This window comes from Nostoc sp. DSM 114160 (assembly GCF_053470305.1).
This window is the reverse complement of the sequence record NZ_JBPFGO010000002.1, coordinates 1,574,178-1,599,759: the sequence shown is the minus strand read 5'-3', so window position 1 is coordinate 1,599,759 and position 25,582 is coordinate 1,574,178. Positions and strand designations below refer to the sequence as shown.

The 25,582-nt window shown below is 39.2% G+C and carries 17 protein-coding genes and 3 pseudogenes; 10 read left to right on the top strand and 10 right to left on the bottom strand.

All coding sequences use genetic code 11. The annotated features are described in order from the left end of the window. Positions 1 to 7 precede the first annotated feature (7 nt). The 4 genes and pseudogenes from NSTCB13_RS24015 to NSTCB13_RS24000 form a co-directional block, all read right to left on the bottom strand. Positions 8 to 199 (bottom strand): YqaE/Pmp3 family membrane protein, encoded by a 192-nt coding sequence (locus tag NSTCB13_RS24015; RefSeq protein WP_445630461.1) that lies wholly within the window; start codon positions 197 to 199, stop codon positions 8 to 10. A gap of 121 nt (positions 200 to 320) precedes the next feature. Then, positions 321 to 722 carry a phage holin family protein gene (locus NSTCB13_RS24010; protein ID WP_445630462.1) on the bottom strand — a complete coding sequence of 134 codons (402 nt, stop codon included), beginning with the start codon at positions 720 to 722 and terminating at the stop codon, positions 321 to 323. Between the two features lie 466 nt (positions 723 to 1,188). Next, positions 1,189 to 1,530, bottom strand: a complete 342-nt coding sequence (locus NSTCB13_RS24005) for a 2Fe-2S iron-sulfur cluster-binding protein (protein ID WP_448274042.1) — start codon at positions 1,528 to 1,530, stop codon at positions 1,189 to 1,191. A 13-nt stretch (positions 1,531 to 1,543) separates the two neighbouring features. Beyond that, positions 1,544 to 3,704 (bottom strand): annotated as a pseudogene (locus tag NSTCB13_RS24000) (Tex family protein). Positions 3,705 to 4,204: 500 nt separating this feature from the next. Between NSTCB13_RS24000 and NSTCB13_RS23995 the strand changes: the two are divergent. The 8 genes from NSTCB13_RS23995 (at position 4,205) to NSTCB13_RS23960 (ending at position 12,643) form a co-directional block, all read left to right on the top strand. Beyond that, positions 4,205 to 4,423, top strand: coding sequence for a hypothetical protein (locus NSTCB13_RS23995; protein ID WP_445630465.1), 219 nt, complete (start codon positions 4,205 to 4,207; stop codon positions 4,421 to 4,423). Positions 4,424 to 5,722: 1,299 nt separating this feature from the next. Further along, positions 5,723 to 5,911, top strand: coding sequence for a hypothetical protein (locus tag NSTCB13_RS23990; protein WP_448268059.1), 189 nt, complete (start codon positions 5,723 to 5,725; stop codon positions 5,909 to 5,911). 399 nt (positions 5,912 to 6,310) lie between these two features. Continuing rightward, entirely contained in the window at positions 6,311 to 6,700 is a 390-nt protein-coding gene (locus tag NSTCB13_RS23985; protein WP_448274041.1) for an EamA family transporter, read from the top strand. Positions 6,701 to 6,718: 18 nt separating this feature from the next. Beyond that, on the top strand, positions 6,719 to 7,075 hold the full coding sequence (locus NSTCB13_RS23980) for an EamA family transporter (RefSeq protein WP_322682559.1): 357 nt from the start codon (positions 6,719 to 6,721) through the stop codon (positions 7,073 to 7,075). Between the two features lie 82 nt (positions 7,076 to 7,157). Next, positions 7,158 to 8,462 (top strand): NAD(P)/FAD-dependent oxidoreductase, encoded by a 1,305-nt coding sequence (locus tag NSTCB13_RS23975; RefSeq protein WP_448274040.1) that lies wholly within the window; start codon positions 7,158 to 7,160, stop codon positions 8,460 to 8,462. 45 nt (positions 8,463 to 8,507) lie between these two features. Beyond that, positions 8,508 to 9,332, top strand: a complete 825-nt coding sequence (locus tag NSTCB13_RS23970) for a glycosyltransferase family 2 protein (RefSeq protein ID WP_448268056.1) — start codon at positions 8,508 to 8,510, stop codon at positions 9,330 to 9,332. A 309-nt stretch (positions 9,333 to 9,641) separates the two neighbouring features. Continuing rightward, positions 9,642 to 11,114 carry a TldD/PmbA family protein gene (locus NSTCB13_RS23965; protein WP_448268055.1) on the top strand — a complete coding sequence of 491 codons (1,473 nt, stop codon included), beginning with the start codon at positions 9,642 to 9,644 and terminating at the stop codon, positions 11,112 to 11,114. A gap of 188 nt (positions 11,115 to 11,302) precedes the next feature. After that, positions 11,303 to 12,643 (top strand): TldD/PmbA family protein, encoded by a 1,341-nt coding sequence (locus tag NSTCB13_RS23960; protein WP_448274039.1) that lies wholly within the window; start codon positions 11,303 to 11,305, stop codon positions 12,641 to 12,643. 65 nt (positions 12,644 to 12,708) lie between these two features. Here NSTCB13_RS23960 and NSTCB13_RS23955 read toward each other — a convergent pair. From NSTCB13_RS23955 to NSTCB13_RS23940, 4 genes and pseudogenes are all read right to left on the bottom strand, one after another. Next, positions 12,709 to 13,151: pseudogene (locus tag NSTCB13_RS23955) on the bottom strand (pentapeptide repeat-containing protein). 294 nt (positions 13,152 to 13,445) lie between these two features. Further along, positions 13,446 to 14,459 carry an aspartate carbamoyltransferase catalytic subunit gene (locus NSTCB13_RS23950; RefSeq protein WP_448268054.1) on the bottom strand — a complete coding sequence of 338 codons (1,014 nt, stop codon included), beginning with the start codon at positions 14,457 to 14,459 and terminating at the stop codon, positions 13,446 to 13,448. A gap of 373 nt (positions 14,460 to 14,832) precedes the next feature. Next, positions 14,833 to 16,185: a magnesium transporter gene (gene mgtE / locus NSTCB13_RS23945; RefSeq protein ID WP_448268053.1), complete on the bottom strand. Its 1,353-nt coding sequence runs from the start codon at positions 16,183 to 16,185 to the stop codon at positions 14,833 to 14,835. Positions 16,186 to 16,620: 435 nt separating this feature from the next. Further along, positions 16,621 to 17,742, bottom strand: a complete 1,122-nt coding sequence (locus NSTCB13_RS23940) for a glycosyltransferase (protein WP_448274038.1) — start codon at positions 17,740 to 17,742, stop codon at positions 16,621 to 16,623. 1,712 nt (positions 17,743 to 19,454) lie between these two features. Between NSTCB13_RS23940 and NSTCB13_RS23935 the strand changes: the two are divergent. Then, a pseudogene (locus NSTCB13_RS23935) lies at positions 19,455 to 22,662 on the top strand (glycoside hydrolase family 15 protein). Between the two features lie 41 nt (positions 22,663 to 22,703). Further along, on the top strand, positions 22,704 to 23,081 hold the full coding sequence (locus tag NSTCB13_RS23930; RefSeq protein WP_445630478.1) for a GxxExxY protein: 378 nt from the start codon (positions 22,704 to 22,706) through the stop codon (positions 23,079 to 23,081). 132 nt (positions 23,082 to 23,213) lie between these two features. On the opposite strand, the gene NSTCB13_RS23925 is transcribed toward NSTCB13_RS23930, so the two are convergent. Together NSTCB13_RS23925 and NSTCB13_RS23920 are read right to left on the bottom strand one after the other, a co-directional pair. Beyond that, positions 23,214 to 23,534: a YkvA family protein gene (locus NSTCB13_RS23925; RefSeq protein WP_445630479.1), complete on the bottom strand. Its 321-nt coding sequence runs from the start codon at positions 23,532 to 23,534 to the stop codon at positions 23,214 to 23,216. 193 nt (positions 23,535 to 23,727) lie between these two features. Beyond that, a complete protein-coding gene (locus NSTCB13_RS23920; protein ID WP_448274037.1) occupies positions 23,728 to 25,449 on the bottom strand; it encodes a protein kinase domain-containing protein in 1,722 nt (573 codons plus the stop codon). Positions 25,450 to 25,582: the final 133 nt, after the last annotated feature.

The window sequence follows — 25,582 nt, the reverse complement described above, 5'->3', positions numbered from 1 at the left end:
TTGCGTATTAGTAAATACGCCCTTCTCGATTAAGTTGTTCGTCATGCTTGGCTATAACCCAAATTGCATGAATACTACCGGGAAGCCAACCTAAAACTGTGAGCAAAATATTAATAATCAGTGTCGGGCCAACTCCAACTGTCAAGAAAACACCTAAAGGGGGAACTAACAAACCTAAAAGGAAACGAACTAATTTCATGATGTTACAACTGTGTGATTTTGTTTAATTACATTTGAGATGCCGAATTAGGAAATCCACCTTCGGAGATTTTATGTAGGTGAGAAACGTGATTTAACTGGCGTTTCTATTCGTTCTAAACTTATCTAGAAGAAGGTAATTCAGCTTGATTCTTTACATCACCACTGCTGGTTAAAAGGTTTCTTTCAACAAAGTAGTTGTTAATAAAGGTGTTAGCAAAAGTTAAAATTACTGGACCAAGCAGGAAACCAATAATTCCGCGAACTGCGAATCCAGGAACTAGCACTGCTGCTAACCAAAAACATAAACCGTTGACAACGAGCGAAAATGCTCCAAATGAGAGAAAGTTAAGTGGTAAAGAAAGAGCAGACAAAACTGGTTTAACCGAACCGTTAATTAGACCAATTACTACAGCAGCAATCAAAGCTGCGGGGAAATTAGCAATATTAACGCCTGGAACAACGATATCAACAATCAACAGGCTCAAAGCCGTAGCTAGCGCGGTTAAAAATGGAGTCAACATTGTTTTTACCTAATAACTAGAGATTTTTTTGCGACTTCTTATATCATCTTTGACTATTTGCTAGGGTTTCACCTCCCTTGCAAGATAGAATTTCTTTCTACCATTAGGCCTATCGTTGAGAAAAATATAGCGGTTTTAAATACATTTTATGGGCGCATCTGTACGCCTATACATTAGACTTCTTGGCATTTGTAGGGAATTGGGTTTGGGGGAAAGGGAAAAGGAATAAAAAAACCTTTCCCCTTTAACCTTTCCCCTTTTACCGCCTCTTGCAAAATTTACTTTTGCAAGAGGTCTATTAGACATAGGAGTAAAGACATAGCAGTACTACCTCTCTATAAGGATTGTGGATAACACATATTAATTTCTGAAGATGTCTAACATATCGCAATGTTTTGAAGGGTGCGTTAAACAAACTTAACACACCCTAGAAATTTAAGATTAATTTAATGTCACAAGGCAAAAATCACTCAGGTTTTCCCAACTCAGGCTTATAGTAAAGGGCTGATTTATATAAGACTTGTTCTTGATGGGTTTCTAAAGTGCAATCAGACAAAGGGTAAGTTACACAAGTAACAACATAACCAGCCTGTATTTCACTTGGACGCAGAAATTTTTGCTCGCTTTGATCGATTTCACCACTAATAAGTTTAGCAATACACGCAGAACATTCGCCTTGTTTACACCCAGATGGTAAGCGGATACCAGCTTCTTCCGCCATATCTAGAATATATTGATCGTCTGGTACTGGAATGGTGCGATCTAATCCAAGTGTAGGATTGATAAATCGAACTTGATAAACTGCCATCTGCTGTTTCTAATTATTGTTTAACTGCTTTCATCGACAAACTAATCCGCTTGAGTTTCTCGTTGATTTCTAATACCTGCACTTTCACTACTTGTCCAACTTTGACAATTTTGTTGGGATCGTCTACAAATCTATCAGCAAGTTGGGATATATGCACCAAGCCATCTTGATGTACGCCGATATCGACAAAAGCACCGAAATTGGCGACGTTGGTCACGATTCCCTCTAGTTCCATTCCCACCTTCAAGTCCCTGATTTCGTTAATCCCTTCTTTGAAGGTGGCATACTTAAACTCAGCACGAGGATCTCTACCTGGTTTTTCGAGTTCGTTGAGAATGTCGCGCAGTGTGGGTTCGCCGACGCTATCGGTAACGTATTTCTTCAGGTTGGTCTTTTTGAGTTTTTCGGCAATTTGTGTTACTTGATTTAATGGCACATTTAGATCGGATGCGATCGCTTCTACTACAGAATAACTCTCTGGATGCACTGCTGTATTATCCAAAGGGTTATCACCGCCGCGAATCCGCAGAAAACCCGCTGCTTGTTCAAAAGCTTTTGGTCCCAACTTCGGAACTTTCAACAGTTGTCGGCGATTTTTAAATGCTCCATGCTGGTTGCGATAGGCGACAATATTATTGGCTACTGTTGCCGTAATTCCAGAGACGGATGTCAGAAGTTCTTTGGAAGCGGTATTCAAGTCTACGCCGACGTAGTTGACGCAGCTTTCTACAGTGTCATCCAATTTCTTTTTCAACAACTTCTGATCGACATCGTGCTGATATTGTCCCACACCAATGGATTTGGGATCGATTTTCACTAGTTCTGCTAAGGGGTCTTGCAAACGCCGGCCGATGCTAATTGCGCCGCGCACGGTAACATCTAAATCGGGAAACTCTTCTAGCGCTACAGTACTTGCAGAATATATAGATGCGCCAGATTCATTCACCATCACCTTAACTGGTTTGCGTTCTATATTTTGCAATACTTGCGTGACAAACTCCTCTGTCTCGCGGGACGCTGTACCGTTACCGATGGCGATTAATTCAATCTTGTACTTTTCAATTAGATTTTTGACAGCTTGTGCTGCTTTAGCGCGTTGTTCAGCCGCTTGGTGGGGAAAAACCGCTTGGTACTCCAAAAATTTTCCCGTTTGGTCGAGGACAGCAACCTTACACCCAGTTCTAAATCCGGGGGTCTATCGCCAGGGTTGGTTTCATCCCTGCTGGTGCAGACAGCAGCAACTCCCGCAGATTAGTTTCAAATGTCTTAATTGATTCTATGTCTGCATAAACTTTTTTCTCAGCAATAACCTCTCCCATAAGAGAGACTTTCATCAAACGATTGAATGCATCCTTCAGCATCGCCTGATAAAAATCTCGAATTGTCCGGACTTTGGTTTTAATTTCTTTCGACTCAAGATAGTAAAGTACCGCATCCTCATCGAAAGCAATTTCAAAGCTTAATATTTTTTCAGTTTCACCCCGACACAACGCCAGCATATTGTGTGGTGCAATATTTTTTACCTTAATTTGATAGTTACGGTACATCTCAAATTTGGTTGTACCTTCAGGATAATCGTCTTTGATGCGGGAGACAAATACCCCTTCCTCTAAAAGATAATCGCGGATATATGCGCGTAACTCAGCTTTTTCAGCTACTTCTTCCGCCAAAATATCAGCAGCACCTTTGAGTGCTTCTTCTGCTGTTTTTACTCCCTGCGTTTGTGAAATATACTTAGCCGCTTCTGATTCTAAGGATGCAATTGCAGCATTTTTGATATTTAGCGACTTGATGAACTCTGCTAGTGGTTCGAGTCCTTTTTCTCTGGCGATAGTGGCGCGGGTGCGGCGCTTTGGGCGATAGGGTAGATATAAATCCTCAAGTTCGGTTTTTTGTAAGCAGGATGAGATTTTGGCTTTGAGTTCATCTGTAAGTTTACCTTGTTGGGCGATCGCACTTAAAATAACCGATTTTCGTTCTTCCAGTTCTGTTAAATAAGTATAGCGATCGGCCAGTTCGCGTAGTTGCACTTCATTCATCTCATCAGTGCGTTCTTTGCGGTAACGTGCAATAAAGGGAATTGTTGCACCCTCCGCCAAAAGTTCCAGCGCGTTTTGCACCTGATGGGATTTGAGGTTGATTTCAGTTGCCAGTATTTGAGGAATGTTCAGCATTAGGTGTCTAAAATGAAAATGCTACTTCTAAAGGTAATATGCTAGATCCTTATCCTGGCGCAAGTCCAAAGTTTTAAGCTAATTTACCAGATGATTCCTCGCAAAAGTGTAATTGGCGAAATAAACAAAACCCATACGCAAGTTTTATAACCCTTTCAATTTAGCTTGGCTGAGTCAGGAGAAGGACAAAAATAGCATCACCCACAGGAATTGTCTGTTACTAAACACCACGCAATTTCACGTAGCATCTTGTACCACATTTTAAATCTTGCTACGCACACACTCAAACACATAAAAAATAGTTGTCAAGCTTTTGGCGCTTCATCTATTGCAATAATTATTCCAATTGGCATAAAATCCAACCTTGCATAATCTTGATTTTCTATAATATTTATTTCGCTCGACTGTTGTAGCCAAAACCTGATTGGATGTAAGATTAACCACACTTCCAAAAAATTTGTTCTAAAAACACTACAACCTTTAGTTCAGAGGTTAGGAAAATGCTTTTGTTTTTCTTGATACCACTATGTACTGCTTTAGCTACAGGCTACTTGTTCAAAAACAGTACTGATGAAATAGCATATCTTGCAGGTGTATTCGCAGCGATTAGCTTGATCTTAAGTTTAATATTAGCACCTTGGCAGATTCAGTTTGGATTATTAATCATTGTCTTCGTCATTACCAACAGACTTTTGCAAAATAATGAGTCCAAACAATAGGAAAACAACCTAGAGAAACCTCTATCCAACCAAAAGAACTTAGCGTTGTTTTTCTTTATACCACTATGTCCTGTTTGAGCTACTACCTGCTTGTTCAAAAAGGGTACCAATGAAATTGCCTACTTTGCAGCGATTAGCTTGATTTTACTCAAGCATTAATATCTTGGCAGATTCAGTTTGGATTGTTAATCATAATTACCAACAGACTTTGATGAGGATAATCAGTCCAAATAATAAAAAAACCTCTACCCAGCACAGGAAAATTGGCAAACTACTAACTCTATTTGAAATATGTAAATTTAGATGAATATTTTCTGAATAGATAAAAAATAATTCAAACTCTCGATTATCATCTAAAAATTCAGCTTGTAGCTAGTGTAACTTATGTCACACTGTCAATGCCAGTAGTCTTGTTCGAGTTTCAATTTTCCTTGGGTCAACTCTTAGCTTTGCATTATCGAGTCTAATACTAACTCTTTACTTATACAATTTTAGTACCATAAATTACTTCATAAATGTACAAATTTCCCTGGCAAAAATTAAGAATAGCGGAAGATTTTTATTTTATGAAGTTTTTGTTTAATTGTATTTGTCAGTAGATAAATTTTTGATAAAGTATCACGATAAATTTGCAACATACCTTTCTCATGGTATTCTAGTAAGTAATTACATGTAACAATAAATTTGGAGGAAAAAGCCTATTTAAAAAATTACGCGGAAAAGTCAAGCAAAAATAATACTAGATGATGTAGAAATATCTCAAATTCAATGCAAACAATTTCAATTTCAAGTTAATTAGCCAACTCTAGTTTGCATTAGTTGTTTTGTAAAAAAGCTCCATTTGGACATCCAGTAAAATTCCCCATAAATCTGTAAAGCGTATTACTGTAGTGTAGATTGATTTATCTCTCTATTGATTTACGCAGCCAGTCAGACTTATATTACTTCTTGTGTTCCCATGCCCAAAAAGAGCACGTATACATACTCGATTTGAGTAAAAACCATTACTTTTATAAATCGGCTTAATTGCCAGCCGAGATTGCAGATATGTCTGTGAGCCGGGAGAAGTTTTATGATATGTCAGTACATTAATCCACTTTTTTGGAGCAAATAGAGAATATTTCTCAATCCAGCTAGGTTTTATAGCTTGAGAATATCAATAGTATCTTCAAAAGATTTCTACAGCAGGATACAACTGATAGAAAGTTAATGAATGGATTAATCAAAAATTATGGTAATCCATTTTGATTTAGGTGCATCTGTTGAATATGTGGGTGGAATCAAAGTTCAACATCAACGATGTCTACGATGGTCACTGAGCGACTTGCCTTGAGCGTTCGCGTAGCGTCTCGTAGAGAAGTCGAAAGGAGCCGAAGTGCTAGCTACACCTACGGCACACTGCAAATGTGTATGTATAGAGAAGTTGTGACAAACTTCTCAGATTTCTCTATGTCTGTATCCACTATTAGATTATCGCGATCGCGCTAAAAATAGTGTTAGAGCAAACCTGGGTAGCACAGAAAATATCTGTAATTTACAGTTAGGCAAACTCTAAATTGATTGTGCAAATTGTCAAGCAATAAACTGGTTTGGTTGGGAGTATAATCCAGTCAAACAATTAAGCGTGCTTTACTACCAATCATATCGAACGCTGCCATGATAGAGCAACTATCCTGGAATACTACATAATATTTAGTTTTTAATAGGGCATAAGCTTCAAGGATCGTTTTAATATCAGTCACTTCAACATAGCTTTCCTAATTTGTTGTCTATTTACTGAAGTGGAAATCGAATTGTAGAGAAGTGTTGCCGAGATATGAAACATTTAAAAAGACTGGTTTTTTACTATTTGGTTCATACCTACCATCTTGATGAAGGCAAAGTACTATGAAATCGATGTCTCAAAATTCAAACTTTAAAATAACCCCTTATATTATTTTATTTGTAAGTATTTTACTTAGTATTTCTGGACAATTGCTCATGAAAAATGCCATGATTTATACAAATGAGGGAGTATTTACTTGGGATTTTCTTCAAAAATTATCATTAGCTATTACTGTCTACTGTTTAGGAATAGTAAATTGGATATTGGCTCTGCGATCTGTAAAATTAAGTATTGCCTATCCACTGACGAGTTTAAATTATGTTGGGATACTTTTCGGCTCATATTACTTTTTTAATGAGGTGATTACGCTAACTCGAATAGTAGGAGTCATTACTATCTTCTTGGGTGTTCTTTTAGTAGTTAACCCCATAAAAAAACTCAAATTTAGATAATTACTTGAACAATTAAAAATGAGTATTTTTACTTGGCTAAATTTAATGCTTGTTGTTTTGTTTGGAACAACTGCTCAACTCTCACTCAAGTATGGACTTTACATCTCTAACTCTAATAAAGGAGAAAGCGGCTCTCTCAAAAATCTTTTATTATCTCGTTATTTTTTAATTTGGTTTATCTGCTATACATTTATGACTATATTGTGGCTTTATGTATTGCGGACAATTCCTTTAAGTCAAGCCTTTCCAGTTTTAGGATTAATGTATGCATTTGTACCCATTGCTTCTCACTATCTCTTAAAAGAAGAGGTTGTTTTTAGTCAATGGTTAGGGATTTCCGTTATTATAACTGGCGTAATTCTAGTTGTACATTAATCTTTTATGATTCAAATTATTAATATTAACAGTTTCCGAACATCATCTTCTAAAACATTTTCACAAAATCTAAATTTAATTTATGAATATAGGTATCGTTGGCGGAGGTATCACTGGGCTAGTATTAGCTCAACGTCTTTCACATCAAGGACATAAAGTCACTGTCTTTGATAGTAATAAGCAGCTTGGTGGACTTACTACCTATCATGATTACGGATTATTTACTTGGGATCGCTTTTATCACGTCATCCTACCTTCTGATACTCACTTAATAAATTTTATCAGAGATATTGGTCTTGGAGATAAACTGCGTTGGCATAGAAGTTTAACCGGCTTTTATGACAATAGAAAGTTTTATTCTATTAGTAACACTATAGAATTTCTGCGTTTTCCTCTATTTGGACTTATAGGTAAAATCAGATTAGCTTTTACTCTTCTATATGGTTCGCGCCTGAATAACTGGCGGCGCTTAGAGAAGATTTTAGTTGAAGATTGGCTATTGAAACTTGGTGGTAAAAACACATACGAAAAACTCTGGAAACCCTTGCTTTTATCCAAATTAGGAGAAAACTATAAGCGAATCTCAGCAGTTTTTATTTGGGCTTATATCAAACGACTATTTTCAGCGCGCGATTCTTCATTAAATAAAGAACAACTTGGTTATGTCTCCGGCGGTTATAAAACTGTTTTTGACCATATAGAAAAATTAATTTATGCGGCTGGAGGTCATATCCACAAAGGTGTTGCGGTTGAATATATCGCACCTCATCCCGGAGGTGGAATGTGGGTAGAATATCAGGGTAAAAAAGAGCATTTTGATAAAGTCATCTTTACTGGGCCAGTTAATATCTTGCAACAGGTTGCTGCGAGGGAACTGGTGAAAGTTGCAGACACTACTGAAACAGTAGAATACCTGGGTGTAATCTGCATGGTACTCATTACTCGTAAACCTCTAATTCCTTATTACGTAGTGAACATTGCCGATAAAAATATTCCTTTTACTGGAGTTATCGGTATGAGTAACTTAGTTTCTTTACAAGAAACAGCAGGGTATCACATGACATTCCTACCAAAATATATCCTTTCCACCGACCCGTTGTTAAAACAACCAGATGACGAATTACGTCCAATATTTTTCCAAGGTATACGTTTAATGTTCCCCGAACTCAAAGCAGATGACATTGTAGCGGCACATATTAATCGAGCGATTAAAGTACAGCCACTACAAGTTTTAAATTATTCCAGCCTTGTTCCCAAAGTGAGTACTGAAAACGATGATTTTTTCGTTGTCAATACCTCACAGCTGGTCAATGATAGCGTCAATAACAACGCAGTAGTTCGACAAGTCGATGAATTTCTCAAAAAATCACCATTACTCAATTATTGAAATTTGAGTAATCACATTTGAATTGAAAAATCACACGAGGTTTTTATGAGTCTTTTTGTTCTTTTACCCGCATATAACGAACAAGAATCAATTCGACCCTTGTTCAAAAAGTTTCAAACATTGCAGCAAATCTTTAATATAGAGATAGAACTGATTCTTGTCGATGATGGCAGTAGCGATCAAACTGCTCAGACTGCAATAGATGAATCTCAATCACTAGGTATATTACTAAAATTAGTCCAACATCCCAAAAATGCTGGTTTAGGTCAAGCAATTAAAACAGGTTTTACAACTTTCTTGGAAATTTCTAAAGAAGGTGATTTCTTAGCGGCGATGGATTGTGATAATACTCAACCACCAGAGCTATTAATAAAAATGTATGACACTATGATAGCTGGTAGCTATGATATTGCGATCGCATCTAGATATCGCAAAGGTTCTAAAGTCATAGGCTTATCAAAATTTAGAGAGTTGATGAGTTACGGAGCCAGCTGGCTTTTCAGAATCGCCGCCCGTGTACCAGGCGTAAAAGACTACACTTGTGGTTACAGACTGTATAACCGTACTTTCCTCAATAAACTGGATATGTATTATGGGGACAATCTATTCACTGAAAGTGGATTTGCTTGTATGATAGATTTACTGCTGAAAGCCAAAGCCCTCAAACCAAAAATCGTAGAAATTCCAATGGTTTTGAGATACGATGAAAAGCCGACTGCTAGCAAAATGAAAATTCTTAAAACTATTACTCGAACACTAAAACTCTTGTTTAAGAACCTAGCATCAACACAGCCAACTTCTAATTTAGGTCAGACTTTCAAACAGCAAGAAACAGTTAAAATTCCACTAAGAATGGCAAACCGTAAATAAACCTGAGAAGAAAAGTCTGGATTCTTTAGTTGAGAAAAGTGCCAGTAAATATATAAATAGAACTGTATTTTATCCTACGCTGATACAAAAGCGGAGCTTTCCTTGCTCCGCTTTTGTATTTTGATTTCTGAATTCTTCGTCAAATAGCTCCAAATTTCTAGTCTGTGAGCGGATTTGCCAAAGCGTTGTTAAAGGGGAGGGAAATCCACACGTTTTTCTAGCAACTGTGGCTTTTGCTCATTTGTTAGACTGAACACACCAGGATTTTTCAGTCAAATCTCTGAACTACACCAGCAGACGAGGCTACCCATGCTTACAAGTACGCTACTTCTCTCGAATCAACTTCCCACTCTCCAATATTCTTCCACACCAGAGCGTTTCGATGAAACCTGGGAAGCCCCCCTGGCTACCCTTCTGGGACTAGGACGCGCCGCTGGTGCTGACTTCATCGAATTATTTTTAGAGCGTCGCAACTATATTAGTTCTCTTGCAGAAGATGACGCTATCACGAGTATTTCACCCAGTCTGTCTACAGGCGCGGGAGTCAGAGTATTTCGCGGCAAAGCCGACTGCTACGTTAGCACTAATGACCTTTCGTTTTCCGGTTTGAAAGCAGCCTTAGAAAAAGGTCTTTCTATCTTGGGATTACAACTACCCACTGCTAAAGCTTTCATCCCCGAAATCAACCTAGAATTACTTAGAGATTACGCTACCAAAAGAGGTAAAGATGCATGGCTACCGATGTGTAGCTCCATCCGAGAAATGGGAGAAATCCTCCTAGATGGTACAGCCCACCTGAAGCAAAAAGCTAGCCACGTCCAATCGCGCCGTGCTAGCTATTTCCGGGATTGGCAAGAAGTTTTAATCGCCGCTAGTGACGGGACTTTTGCCCGTGATATTCGCCTTACCCAGTCAGTAGGATTTAACTTATTGTGTGCTGATGGTGCTAATCGTACCTCAATTGGCGATCGCGCGGGTAATACTAGTGATGCCAACTTCTTGAGAACTTGGGATTCTCAACAAGCCGCCGAGAAAATAGCAGAATCGGCTGGAAAAATGCTCTACGCAGATTACGTGGAGTCGGGTACTTATCCCATCATTATGGCCAATCACTTTGGCGGCGTCATCTTCCACGAAGCTTGCGGACACCTACTAGAAACCACTCAAATAGAACGCAATACCTCTCCCTTTGCTGACAAAAAAGGCGAAAAAATTGCCCACGAAAGTTTGACAGCTTGGGATGAAGGGCGCTCTGAAAATGCCTTCGGGACAATTGACATGGATGACGAAGGTATGCCGGCTCAAAGAACCCTCTTAATTGAAAAAGGCGTTCTGAAAAACTTCTTAGCAGATAGAACAGGTTCCTCGCGCACCGGACACCCCAGAACTGGAAGTGGACGCCGCCAAAATTATACCTATGCTGCTGCTAGCCGGATGCGTAATACTTATATTGATTCTGGCGAATATAGCATTGATGAATTATTTGCCTCTGTTGATAAAGGTATTTACTGTAAAAAGATGGGTGGTGGTAGCGTTGGTGCTACAGGTCAATTTAACTTTAGTGTTGATGAAGCTTATTTAATTGAAAATGGCAAAATCACCAAACCACTCAAAGGAGCAATTCTCATCGGTGAAGCTAAGGAAATTATGAATAAAATTTCCATGTGTTCTCAAGATTTGGAAATTGCACCAGGCTTTTGTGGCTCGGTCAGTGGCAGTATTTACACCACGGTAGGACAACCCCACATCAAGGTTGATTCTATTACTGTAGGGGGACGATAAGAATTTTAGATTTTAGATTTTGGATTTTGGATTGTGAATGAGCAGGTGTTTCAGGCTAGAACAAAGCAGTTGGCATTACGAGTTATTTGTCTAAAAATATAAGTCATAACATCCAAAATCCAAACTTTAATATCAAAAATGGAATCGTTTCCAATCCAAAATCAAAAATCAAAAATCCAAAATTGACTATGCCGAATATCAATGAGATTGCAAATTCTGCTAAGGATAATGCTGATAAACTTGGCATTAAAAAATTTGACATTTATGGCTCAACAGTAGATGACACTAGCGTGCAAGTAGATCAAGGTGAGCCAAAACAGGTCAAAGCTTCAAACCGCTCTGGTGTTACTGTTCGTGTTTGGAATGAAGATAATACAATGGGTGTGACCAGCACCACAGATGTAGACCCCAAGGGACTGGAATTAGCTTTGAAAACTGCCTACGAAGCCAGTTTCTTTGGTGTTAAAGAGAACGTTCCTGATTTTAGTCCAGAGGCTACTGTTCCGATTCCAAGTAAACCCCCGCATAAAGCACCTCAAGCACCTGTTGCTGAACTTATAGAAAAATTGTTGGTAGCTGAAAAAGAATTACTAGCAGCTCATCCAGCGATTAAAGGTGTACCTTATAATGGTTTGTCTCAAAGAGATATTGACAGATTTTATCTCAATAGCGACGGTGCAGTAAGAACTGAATCTCACTCTTTGGCATCTGTTTATCTTTATAGCAAAACTGAGGAAGATGGCAAAAAACCGCGCAGTGCAGGCGCTTTTAGAATCAACCAAAGTTTAGATAAACTAGATATTAATGGTTGTATAAAAGAAACTGCCGATAAAACTATCAGTCACTTGAATTATGAAAAAATCAAAACTGGTAAATATCGAGTTGTGTTTTCAGCGGAAGCTTTCTTAAGTCTGTTGGGCGCTTTTTCTAACTTATTCAATGCCCAAAGTATTTTAGACAATCAAAGTCTATCTACTCCTGATGATTTAGGTAAGGAAATTGCTTCTCCTCTACTTTCAGTTTATGATGATGCACTGCACCCAGCTAACGTAGGTGCCGAAACTTTTGATGGCGAAGGAACACCTACTCGTCAAATTTCGTTGATTGAAAATGGTATTTTCACAGGATTTCTCCATAGTGCTGGCACCGCTAAAAGGTTAAATGCCCAACCAACGGGTAATGCTAGCATTGGTGCAAAAGTCAGCGTTAGCCCCAATTTTTATCACGTATTTTCAACAGCAACTCCTGAGCAGGAGTTTAGCTTAGACACTGCTGAAAATGTGATTTTTATTGATGATTTACAAGCTCTCCATGCTGGAGTTAAATCCTTGCAAGGTTCCTTTTCTTTACCGTTTGATGGTTGGCTAGTTAATAAGGGTGTAAAAACGAGTATTGAGTCAGCAACTGTTGCTGGCGATTTCTTAGAACTCTTGAAGTCAATTATTTATGTAGAAAAAGAGCCAGAGTTAACGCCAGGGGGAGTTTGCCCGAAAATCTGGGTTAATGAACTATCGATTACTGGTGAGTAAAATTTAAAAAGTAGAGAGTTAAGAGTTTAACTCTTAACTCATCACTTTGAAATCATGACTCAGCATTAGTATTCACCACCAATGCTAATGGCAGTATTAAATACATCAGCACCGCTTAAATCAATACCAGCTAAAACAGCGCCATCTACGTCACTATTATATAAACGGGAATTACTCAAATTCACGTTGGTAAGATTGGCATTATTTAAGATGGTATCGCTGACAAATGCTTCTGTGAGATTAGCAGACTTTAAATTAGCTCCAGTTAAATCGGCACCTTCTAAGTTAGCACCTTCGAGATTAGCTCCTTTTAAATTTGCATTTCTCAAGTCAACACCTATTAGATGAGCACCTTTGAGGTTAGCTCCTACTAGATTGCATCCAGAACATTCTCTAGTTTCTAACAAGCGGCGGGGACAGGGGCGGAATTTTCTGCTTTGACGGGAATGGGAGCAGCTAAAGATAGCGTGCTGAGTAAGGCTGCTGCCGTCAAAAAAATTCGTTTCATAATTTACCTCGGACACTTCTAGAAGTCATTAAATCCCGATCTTCTACGATACCAGTGTGCCAAGATTAGAGAATTTTGTCCTCATACGAGCGGAGGAATACATGATTTCTATAAGATTATGTATTTTTCTGTAAGGTAGTCCAATAGGATTAAAATTTAAGGATTTTAAGTCATAACTTAGGCGTATAACATTGGTAACAAGTTAAAAACGAGCAAATTTTGTCAATATGCCCAAGTACAGAAATTAAACAAATCTAATAATGATAACCAAAAAAACTTGAGTTTATCCTGTTATTAGGACTTGCCGCTGCCTAATAAATACAACAGTGCCATCCGAACAGCGACACCGCTGGTAACTTGTGATTGAATGAGACTAAATTCTGGGTCATCCATCAATTCAGAACTAATTTCAACACCACGGTTGACTGGGCCTGGATGCAAAACTTTGACGTTTGGTTTACAAAGTTGCAGTTTTGTGCTTGTAATGCCAAACAGTTGGTGATATTCTCGCAAACTTGGCAGCAAATGAGCCGTCATCCGTTCCTTTTGCAGACGTAAAGTCATGACAAAATCTGCATTCTGTAAAGCTGGTTCTAGCTGCCAATGTAGAAATAGTTGGGGATTGGGGGAATAATTTCTGTCTTCTACTTCCTCCAAGATAAACTCGGCAAAGAATTTAGGTAAGAGGGTTGGCGGTGCTGCCAGATGTACTTCGGCACCACTAGCAATTAAACTCCAAATATTCGATCGCGCCACACGAGAATGGAGAATATCCCCAACAATCGCAATCTTTTTCCCCTTTAAAAGTTCCAGTCGGGGGCGGTCTGGGTCAATTAGAGTAGTTATGGTAAATAAATCTAGCAGTGCTTGGGAAGGATGTTCGTGTTGACCATCACCAGCATTGAGGACGCTAACTCGGACACCGAGACGATCCATTTCAGCCGCGATCGCATTTGGTACTCCTGCCTCTCGATGGCGGACTACCATAATATCAGTTCCCATCGCCAAATAGGTTTTTGCCGTGTCGAGAATTGTTTCTCCCTTGGTCATAGAAGATGTGGCGGCGGCGAAGTTCAGCGTATCCGCACTTAAGCGTTTCGCTGCAAGTTCAAAACTGCTGCGAGTCCGGGTAGACGATTCAAAAAATAAATTCGCCACCACCTGTCCCTGCAAAGTTGGCACTTTCTTTGTCCGCCGTGATAGCACTTCTTGAAAACTGGCAGCAGTTTGCAAAACTGTATCGTATTCGGTAGTAGTAAAGTCAGCCAGGGAAAGAATGTGATGACGATTCCAGGTTGTAGTAGGCATAGGATTTGGGGAGAAGGAGGGCAGGGGGGCAGGTGAGCAGGGGGGCAGAGGGGCAGGGGAGATGAGGGAGATAGAGGGACAAGGGGACAAGGGGGTAAACAAAACTCCTAAGTCTTAACTCCTAATACCAATTCAATTAATGATTGCGACACATCCTTGGGTAAAGACGCGACGCCAGTCGCTACAACGGGGGGAACCCCCGCAACGCGCTGGCTCATGAATCGCGTCTCTACAAAGGGTTTATTTGTCTCATTCTTTTTTCAAATTGGTATAACTCTTAACTCCTAACTCCTAACTCCTAACTCTTAACTCAGCACGGGCTAAACGCCCCGCTTCCGCTAACAGCACTCCTAATCCCCAATGCCCAATCCCTTCAAGTTGGTAAATGGAAAACGTTTAAAGCTAAAGAAATTAGGCTGAGGAATGTTAAAAATCCAATTGTATCTAGCATTGTAGTCACTAATGGCCCACTAACCAAGGCAGGATCGAGCTTCAGTCGTTTCAAAGCCATTGGTAGTAAAGTGCCGAGTGTAACAGCCACAATTGTATTAGTTGCCATTACCATTCCGGCAATAAAAGCCACCCATCGTTCTTGGGGTTGCGCCCAAATTAAAGAAAGCAGGATCATTGTTGTGGCTAAAGCAAGAGCTGTACCTAAACCAGCTAGAAGTTCCTTGCGAAGAATTTTTAAGGTATCTTTGGGTGTTACTTCTCCCACTCCCAAGCCACGAATTGTTACCGTTAATGATTGAATACCAACAGTACCACCAGTGTTAGAAAATATCGGCATGATCACTGCTAGAACTGGCACTGCGGCAATTACAGATTGAAAAGGGGCGATCGCACTGGCTGCACCAATATACAGAGCCATGATCCCCAATAGCCAAGGTAAGCGGTTGCGAATGGTGAGTAAGGGAGAAGATAAAGCAGCTTCATCACCACTCACACCCGCCAGTTTTTGGATATCTTCTGTGGCTTCTTCTTCCAAAATATCCATGACATCATCAATGGTGACAATGCCCACCAATCGGTCTTCTCGGTCAACCACGGGGATCGCGATTAAGTCGTAGCGCTGCATAATTCGCGCCACTTCTTCTTGGGGAGTTTCAGTTCTCACTTTGATGACGCGATCGCTAGCAATATCTTTAATGAAAACATCGGGAAAAGTAAACAGCAATTGCCGTAGAGAAACTACTCTCACCAGCGTCCGGTTGTCATCTGTGACGTAGGCGTAGTAAATCGTCTCCTTGTCTTCATCCTGACGGCGGATTTTGCTCAAGGCTTCACCTACAGTCAATCCTTGCCGCAACCGGACATATTCGGTTGTCATCACCCGCCCAGCCGTACCTTCTGGATAGCCGAGAATCGTTGCTGTTGCTTGCCTTTCTTCTGGACTGAGTTGTTGTAATAGCCGTTTGATTACCCCAGCCGGTAGTTCATCAAACAATTCTGCCCGTTCGTCGGGACTCATCGCTTCTACAAGTTGCACTACCTGGACATCATGCAGAGAATTAATTAGTTCTTCCTGCACCTCTGTGGGCAGATACTCAAATACATCAATTGCCTGAGCTTTGTTGAGTAAACGGAATGCGATCGCCCGTTGTTGTTCGGGCAATTGTGTAATGTAGTCTCCCACATCCACAGGTTGCAAGCGATTTAAATCCCATTTCAACTGGTTTAAATCGGTAGTATCAGTCAACAAATCACGAATATCTTCTGTGAGCATGATATATATCTCCTAAGTCTCCCCCGCGCTGGGAGACTTCCTCGCCACAGCTCAGAGGAGGTTGATACTGCCATCTTGTGGACTATGGTCCATAAAATTTCAACAAATCAATATCGATAGCTAAATTAAAGCATTGCTAGTCATCATCCTAACCCGGAACAGCGCTCTCCGGTAGATACAGAGAAAATTTTATATCTTTAGTAGCTTTATGTGCATTTTTGAGCTTGCTACCCTGATTTTTGAGGAATTATTCTCTAATCAGAGTAAGTTTTTCCACCGATCTAATCTGTGAAAACTGGCGATCGCGAATAAATAACCATACGGATGGCTAAAAAAAGGGGAGTTGTCTCTAAACAAGTCATCAGAAAACTTCTGCTCATTAACAAATGCTTGAGGTTCAGCGATCTAAATTGAGATACTCTTACTTGAGTGTCGTTAACTGATTACTAAATCATAAATAGCTTCTAGCTTGGCAGTTTGCTTGCGAATATCAAAATTTTCGCAAATAAACTCTCGTCCTTTTTTACCCATACTTTTAGCTAAAGCCCGATCGGACAAAAGAATATCTAATTTTTCCGCGAGAGAGCGATCGTCTTTTTCATCAACTAAAAAGCCAGTTTCTCCATCTAAAATAGCATCAGGGATAGCGCTATGCCAGGTAGAAGCTATTGGTAAACCAGAAGCGGCGGCTTCCAATATTGAAAGGGGTAAACCTTCGCTATCACCGTTTTTTGCTGTTTGACTGGGTAAAGAAAATATTTCTGCATTTCTCATAGTTTTTTGAATCACTTCATAAGGTTTTGCCCCCATAAAATTGACTCTATTACTAATACCAAGCTCCTCTGCTAAACTTTTAAAGTTTTCAGTCATTGTGCCACTTCCAATTTGAATAACTGACACATCTGGATGCTTATTGGCAATCCGGGCAAAGGCTTTTAATAGGGTATCAATTCCTTTTTTTTCAGTATGTCTGCCTACACATAAAATATATCTTTCACCTTTTGATTCACTGGCTGGGGCAAATTTTTCTAAATCTATCCCACTATTTAGTTTAATAATTTTATCTTCAGGATAACCATATTCAATCATCTTTTTATACAAAAAACTAGAAAAAGCGATAAATTTAGATGCTTTTTGTTTTAATTCTTCTTCATGCAAAAGAAATTGATAGAATGCTGGATTACCTGACAGCCACATAGATTGACGCGAAACGGTGATATCAAAACCGTAAAATGTAACGAGGAAAGGAATATTTAATTTTTCTGCCAATCGCATTGCGTAAATCCCATCTGGCCCAAAATGTCCGTGAATTAATTTTAGATTTTTTAGTTCAGCTTCTTTTCCAAACATATTTGGTGAAGCAGAAATTATATGAAATAATTGCTTAATCTTCCATTGGTCATTATTACTAATAGCAATATTGTCAAAAGGAATATCTGCTAATAGTTTACAAGTCAGAAATAACGGTTTGTATGTTTGTAAATTATGTGCTTGTTCTCCGATAAAAGTTTCTGATACTCTCGGATAAGCTCGACGATACATCCCAACTGTTTTCATTGTGTTACTCCTATTTAAGATTAAAATTTCTCTTTCTCAAAAACGATCAAAATGTTGGATAAAAAACTTTTAATTTATTTATATATTTACGCCCTTGATTCTATCTTCTGCTATTTTTGATAAAATATTAATTACCTAATTCATTCACAGCAATAACAAGTATTGCTTTTTCAACAAGTTAATATTAGTCTAAATCAGAGCTTCAATTATTTATGTTAATAAGTGAAATAATAAGTTTTTATGAAACTATTTTTTAGTAAATATCTTAAGGTTTAATAAAGCAAACTAGGATATTTATTTATGTCAAAAAACTGATTAATTTTTTATGACTTAAGCATTGACAAGGAAGGCACAATAGCAACTATGCTTTTCAAGGCTTCTAGGTAGATTTTTGCGATGCCTGCGGTAAATGCTGTCTACGCAACTAATAAAATATGCTTTGTAAAAGGCTGAAGTCTTGATGTACATGCACAAAATGATTTATTTGTAAAGTGCATAAACCCTATTTTTATCAAACTTGATTGAGTTGAGGATAGCCTCCCTTTCGTAGCTGCAATTATTTGCTGAATATTTAACACAAACACATCAATCTTAAAACATATCTACATTAAAATTATATTTATTTAAATAAATATTTTTGTTAAAAAATGATTTACTTTATACCAGCATAAGCATAACCTCAAAGTAGTGATTTAGTTTAGACTACCATAAGCTCATCCTTCGGAGTTAAGCGCTCTTGATTTTTTAACCTCATCCTAGTACTGAATAACTCTTGAGAGTTCCTCTTTCTAAGGACTTCTTGGGAGGAATTTTTCCACCCACGCAGAGATCGAGATTTCTACAGAAGATTTACGTTTCCCTATGCTCTACAGCATAGAATCCCATCTCAATGTCCCATTCTCCATAGCCCAAGTGCAAGAAACCCGCTCCTTTAAGGCGTCAAATTTTGCAAGTATTTCTAAACCCAACCATGAAAACATCTACCAAATTTCGAGTTAGTCTGGAGTCTTACCACATCTATACAAGTAGTATTTGACATCAAGCAACTTCATGCATAGTCACCTGGACTACGAATAATCAGAAATGGGTTAGCAGGTTTCACTTCATAGTCGCGGTAAGGTGTTTGAGCTTTAGCGATCGCTCTTGGGTGTGTCTAGTTTTCTCTATACTTAGATATATAAACAAAAATTTTATAAATGCTCTCTTAGGCAGTAAATTGCCAAAGTTTAACATTTCCATCACGATCTCCAGATATCAAATACTTATTACTGATAGCTAATGAACCGATCTCTGATTCGTGTTCACTTGGAAATTCTTGCAAAAGTTCTTTGCTTTCAGTAGTAGTGCTGTAAAAGATATCGTAATAAATTCTTTCCGCTTCATAACATCCTAAACGTTCGGCGATCGCGCGCTGAAATTAGCACTCGTTTATCTAATTTAAACTATCAACAAAAATAATTGATTATGCCTTAAAAAAATTATAATCTAAGTATAAAATATTACAGATACCAGGAAGAGTTTGAGTAAGTATCATATTTTAGTTCGGAATCACTAAAATTAAGTACCTAGAAACCTATTAACAGGAGATAATAATAAACTTACTACCCTCCGCTGTTCTTCCATCAACCATTACAGAGCTTGTTCTGACTTGGTTTAGGTAATTCAGTTCACAGTCATAGGGTCGAATTTTGCAAGTTGTTCTGAACCAAACCATGAAAACATCTACCAAATTGCTAACTCGCCTAGACTATTACTACCAGCAAATCAAAACAATCATCCTGACTCGGCAAAATCCGATTACGGGTTTACTACCTGCAAGCACAGCGATTACAGCCCACGGCGATTATACAGATGCCTGGGTGCGAGACAATGTTTACAGCATTTTGGCAGTTTGGGGTTTAGGGACTTGCATACCGCAAAATTGACGACGACAAAGGACGCACCTATGAACTAGAACACAGTGTCATCAAACTGATGCGTGGGTTGTTATTTGCGATGATGCGACAGGCTCATAAAGTAGAGACATTTAAACATACTCAGTCGCTACTAGATGGACTGCACGCCAAATACAATACCGCGACGGGTGACATTGTTGTTGGTGATGACGAATGGGGACATTTGCAACTTGATGCCACATCTATATTTTTGCTGATGTTGGCACAAATGACGGCTGCGGGATTGCCAATAATTTATACGATTGATGAAGTAAATTTCGTCCAAAATTTGGTTTACTACATTGGACGAGCTTACCGCACGCCAGATTACGGTATTTGGGAACGAGGGAATAAAATTAATCGGGGAAATGCTGAATTAAATGCCAGTTCTGTAGGTATGGCAAAAGCTGCTTTAGAAGCTATCAACGGACTGGATTTGTTTGGTGTGCGTGGTAGTCAAGCATCGGTAATTCATGTGCTACCAGATGAAATCGCCCGTGCCCGAATTACTCTAGAATCGCTATTACCCAGAGAATCTGGTTCCAAAGAAATTGATGCGGCGCTGTTAAGTATTATTAGTTATCCTGCCTTTGCAGTAGAAGATTTGGAGTTACGCGATCGCACCTTAAACGATATTATCAACAAACTTGCAGGTAAATACGGCTGCAAACGCTTTTTGCGCGATGGACACCAAACGGTTTTAGAAGATAATCAACGTTTGCACTACGAACCGTGGGAACTCAAGCAATTTGAGCATATTGAATGCGAATGGCCGTTATTTTTCACTTATTTAGTTCTAGACGGATTATTTCGCGGCGATCGAGAACAAGTTAAAAAATACCAAAATCTTTTAGAATCATTACTTATAGAACAAAATGCTTTGCGTTTATTGCCAGAACTTTATTATGTTTTGGCAGAAAACATAGAGGCAGAAAAATTAACACCTCAAACGCAACCACGTTTGCCCAATGAAAATATTCCCTTGGTGTGGGCGCAGAGTTTATATTTTCTTGGTGAAATGTTGAGTGAAGGTTTAATCGCAGTTGGTGATATCGATCCTTTAGGAAGACATTTGTGTGTGGGCAAACAGCGCGAAGCATTGGTACAAATTGCCTTGTTAGCAGAAGATGAAGATTTACAAACGAAACTAGAAGTTCACGGAATTGAAGCGCAAACGCCTACCCAAGTAGAACCAATTCAGGTGAGAAAAGCTGAAGAATTTTCAGCTATTTATACCCAAATTGGACGTAACGACAAACTTGGTTTAACTGGACGGCCAGTGCGGCGGCTGCGAAGTTTAACAACATCTAGAATCTTTCGGATTCGTGGTGAAACAATTGTATTTTTGCCTTCCTTTTCTGACTCTCAACAATTTTACTTAACTCTTGATTACCATTTTTTGCTGGATCAAATTAGAAGCGAACTAGCTTACATTCAAAAATATTGGAGCGATTTAGGGCGTCCGACTCTGACTTTAATGTTGACGCACACCATGTTAGAAGCAGGTTCGGAAGCATTACTAGAATTGATGCAAGAACTTAAAGATGGTATTTGTAACGGCGTGCGGGTGAAATTAGGGCGGCTAAATCAGCTAATGTTAACAGCCGGAATCCAAAGAATTGATTTTCTACCAAATGCAGAATTCTCGCGATCGCCAGTAAAAAATGCTAGCCCACATTGCTATTATTTAGCTTATCATCCTGAAAAAAACTGGCGCTTAGGACATACCCAAGAATTTCAAATGGAATACGAAACTAACTTGGGGTCATTGCTTTCTTATTTGCGTTCATCAGAGAATATCTACGAGCAAATCGAGTTATTGCAAACATTAACTCGCTTGCAGGGAATGAAATTTGATACAGGATATGGTGGCCCAGGATATCCTGTCACCGTAGGCGATTTACTAGATGAAGTTTACACCAAAGCTGGAGATTTAGGCATTTGGGCAGTAGTGCGTCGGGCTGCGGGATTACGGCAAATGGTTGATATCAGCCTATCAGATGCAGTAACGAGTATTTTGGTGCGGGGTAAGCAAATTGCTGTGGGTAAAGCTTACAGCGAAGCCTCCTTGATTAGCGTACCCATGTCTCACGATGAAATTGCCGATAAAATTAATCATTTTTGTCGTGAGGATATCCGCGATCGCGTCCTCACACAAGAAATTTTAATCTATGTTGGTATTTTAATTCGCTCAGAACCCGAACTATTCCAAGGACTACTAACCTTGAGAGTCGGCTATCTGATCTTATTAATCACCAGCGAACTAGCGCGGGAATTGCATGTCACTCAAGATGAAGCTTACGATCGCTTAATGCAACTTTCACCCTTTGAAGTTAAAGTACGCTTGCGTCAGGTATTAACTGGATATACTGGTATGAGTAACCTGTTGCGCCAGCAAGAATCGCTGCACGTCAAACAAAAAGAAAGTGATATTGCTTGGGTAGTGTCACCAGGAATCGCCGAAGGGATAGAAGTTCCGCCCGGTGGTTGGCGGCGGTTTCGCCAAGCCGAGGGTGCGACGGGGCGCGTACCAAAAGAATTTTTTAAACAAGTTTGGCTATTAATGCAACATTGCAAGGGTCTAGTAATTGGCGATAAACTAGAGCGCCGCAATCGTTTAGATAGTGAGATAATGCTGTCGGAAATGACAGCCGGGGAAAGGAATTTTGCGCTGTTAGTTGAGCATTTGCTGAATAAAATCGAAGCTCCAGAATACCGCCAAGTTAATATTGAAGCATTAATCGAATTAGGAGCGATCGCGGCTAATAATCCCAAGCTGCAAATTGAAGGATATATTGTGTTGGATGTATTAATCGGTCATGCAGTGCGATTGGCGTGGTTAGAGAATCATAGTCAACGTAGCGATCGCTATGATGAGGATAAGGCGAGTGCATGGCGATCGTTTTACAATACTTCTCCTAGAGATTGCGCTAGTTATATTTTGAAGGCGTTCAGGTTCTTGACGGAATTTGTGAAGGATTTTTAAACGCAGAGGAGCGCAAAGGGAAGCGCAGAGGAACGCAGAGGATGAGAGAGAATGAGTTGAGTGGGGTGATTATTGGGTGTGCGATGAGGGTGCATACTGCTTTGGGGCCTGGTTTATTGGAGTCGGCTTATGAGGAGTGCTTGGATTATGAGTTGAAGAAGGCTGGGTTAAGTGTTGGTAAACAAATTCCATTGCCCTTAGTTTATCAAGATGTGCAATTGGAATGTGTTTATCGATTAGATTTGATGGTCGAAAACCAAGTAATTGTAGAGATTAAATCTGTAGAGTCCTTCCACCCAATTCACTCCGTTCAACTCCTAACCTATCTCAAACTAGCAAATTGCAAACTAGGTCTTCTCCTTAACTTTAACGTCCTCCACCTCAAAGAAGGTATTAAACGCGTAGCTAACAACCTCTAACTCTCCCTGTCACTCTATCTCATCCTCTGCGATCCTCCGCGCTTCCCTTCGCGTTCCTTTGCGTTAAAAAAATATCCCCTACTTTAAGACGCCAAAAGCAGGGGTTTATTCAATTTTATTTTGTTGTTAAAACTACTTAACAGAAACAGCATCAACATCAATAGTGCTTCCACTAGAGCTAGAGGTAGAACCCTCAGTAGTATTAGGTACTTCAGTACCCACCTCACCCTTACGAGCTTTCCAGCCTTCAATCACTAGCCCAGACACCTCACCAACTAGCAGAGTCAAGAGGAAAACATCATCAATCTCTCCCACAACGGGTATAAAATCTGGGAGAACATCAAATGGGCTGACCAAATAAACCAACGTTCCTAAAATTACCCACCAACGGTATTTGGGGTTACGAAGTACACTGCGATACCAGGTATAAAGTGATTGGATTGAAAATTTCATATTTTGAACCTCCAGTTATCATTTATTTTGACAAATCATCCTAAAAACTCACGGTGCGAATAACCGTCCTAGTTAGTTGGGAAGATGCTACTAGTAATCTGTCAACAAAGACAAATACAGTATTTGGTGCTGATATCTGCTGCTCTAGCCATAAGAGATATGCCTATATACTGATTTTACTTTGCTAGAGATTTTATAAATTGCTCGGTATAGTCTTGAACTTCTGTGCAGATCCCAAAGAATAATCTTCTAATTTAAAATCAGCAAAAGGCTTCTTTTCTAACCTATTCCGTAGCGCCTCGTCAAGAATGACACTTGATGATTCTCTTTTCACACCAATAATTATCACACTTGTTTGATATGTCGTTAAATCCTGATTTGCCTGACAATCACTCCGTTGGAATTGACCCAAATTCAATAAGCGATCAATTTTGACACTTGGTGTATTAATAAATAATTTTTTAGCCAAAAGTTGTATTTGTTTAGAACGTTCTAAAGCCACACGTTCTTGAATTAATCTATCACCTTTACAAGAAGCTGTACCGACAGAGATAATCTCATTGGGAGCTTGCATTATATTTTCTATACCTTCTTGTTCTAAATTCAACTTTAAAAGGTCAACACTAATAATTTCATCATTGGATTTAATTTGAAAGTTGCTACCTAAAAGCCATTTATATTTTAGTGATAAAACCGCTATATTAAATTCAGCTATTCTTCCCTGACTATCCTTACCTTTTTGATAAGAAAAGTAATCTATATTACCTTTTTTTTCTGGATATTGTCTGTAATAAGATGTGTCAGGCAAATCTGATTTGCGTGTGGCTAAAGTAACTATACTAAGTAACCCTAATATTACTAATAGAACTGCAAAAAATGCTAATAACGGCACTTTTTCCGACTGCTTATTTGGAGATAATGAGTTGTGATTAATATCTACAGTTAAATGCTTAAAATTAGAAGATTCTAGGATATTACTATTTGTCGGAGTCGTGCCTGTTAATTGAGTTTCTATTTCTTCTAGGGAATGCAATATTTCTTGAGTACTGGCAGGACGTTTTTCTATATCTGATGCTGTTAGCCAATCAATTAAATTCAATAGTAAGGGTGAAATATGGGCCGCATGATTTTGCCAGTGCAACAAATTTTGCTGGATATCATACATCTCCAAAGGATGATATCCTGTCAGCAAAAATACAAAAGTGCGTCCCAAAGCAAAGAAATCTGACTGCGGTGCTGCTTGACCATTCATTTGTTCTGGGGCGCTGTAGCCAGATGACATAAGTGCTGTCATCTTGTCGCCATTGCTTAGTTGGTCTTGGTAGGTTTTCTTAATTTCACTGGCGGTGCCAAAATCAATCAGTACTAGATTCCCCCAATCCTTCTCAAGAGAGGGTCTAACCATAATATTAGATGGCTTAATATCTCGATGTAGGTACTGTTTGCTATGTACTACATCTAAAATTTCTATCAATTGTCTTAACCAGTCTATGGCTTGTTCTTGGGATATGGGGTTATTTTGCTGCTGTAGCCACTGTTCTAAGTTGTAGCCATCGATTTTTTCCATTGCAATGCAATGCAACACTAAACCATTTCGGGTTTGATACTGGAAGTAACTATCTTCTTTGGGAATTCCAGGATGCTTGAATTGTCCCAACACCGTTATTTCTTGCTGAAATAGTTCTACTGCTTGGGCGTCGCCTGATAAATCTTCTTTGAGTATTTTGAGAATTTTGGGGGTATCTTGTTCGTATGCCTCATAAACTTTACTAAAACCTGTTTTGTCACTCAACAGGCACGTCACCCGATAACGCCCTAGCAATTCTAGATGGGAACCACAACTTTGACAAAAGCGGTTTTGCTGATTATTCGGGTGATTTGGTTTAGGGCAAACGGGATTGATACAAAGGCTCATGACAGAAGAGTGGGGAGTAGGGAGTGGGGAAGCAGGGGAGCATACTTCGACTCATTTCGGCTACGCTCAATGACCAACGCTCAGTAACCGGGGGAGCAGGGAGATGAGGGAGTGAGGGAATGAGGGAGTTAGA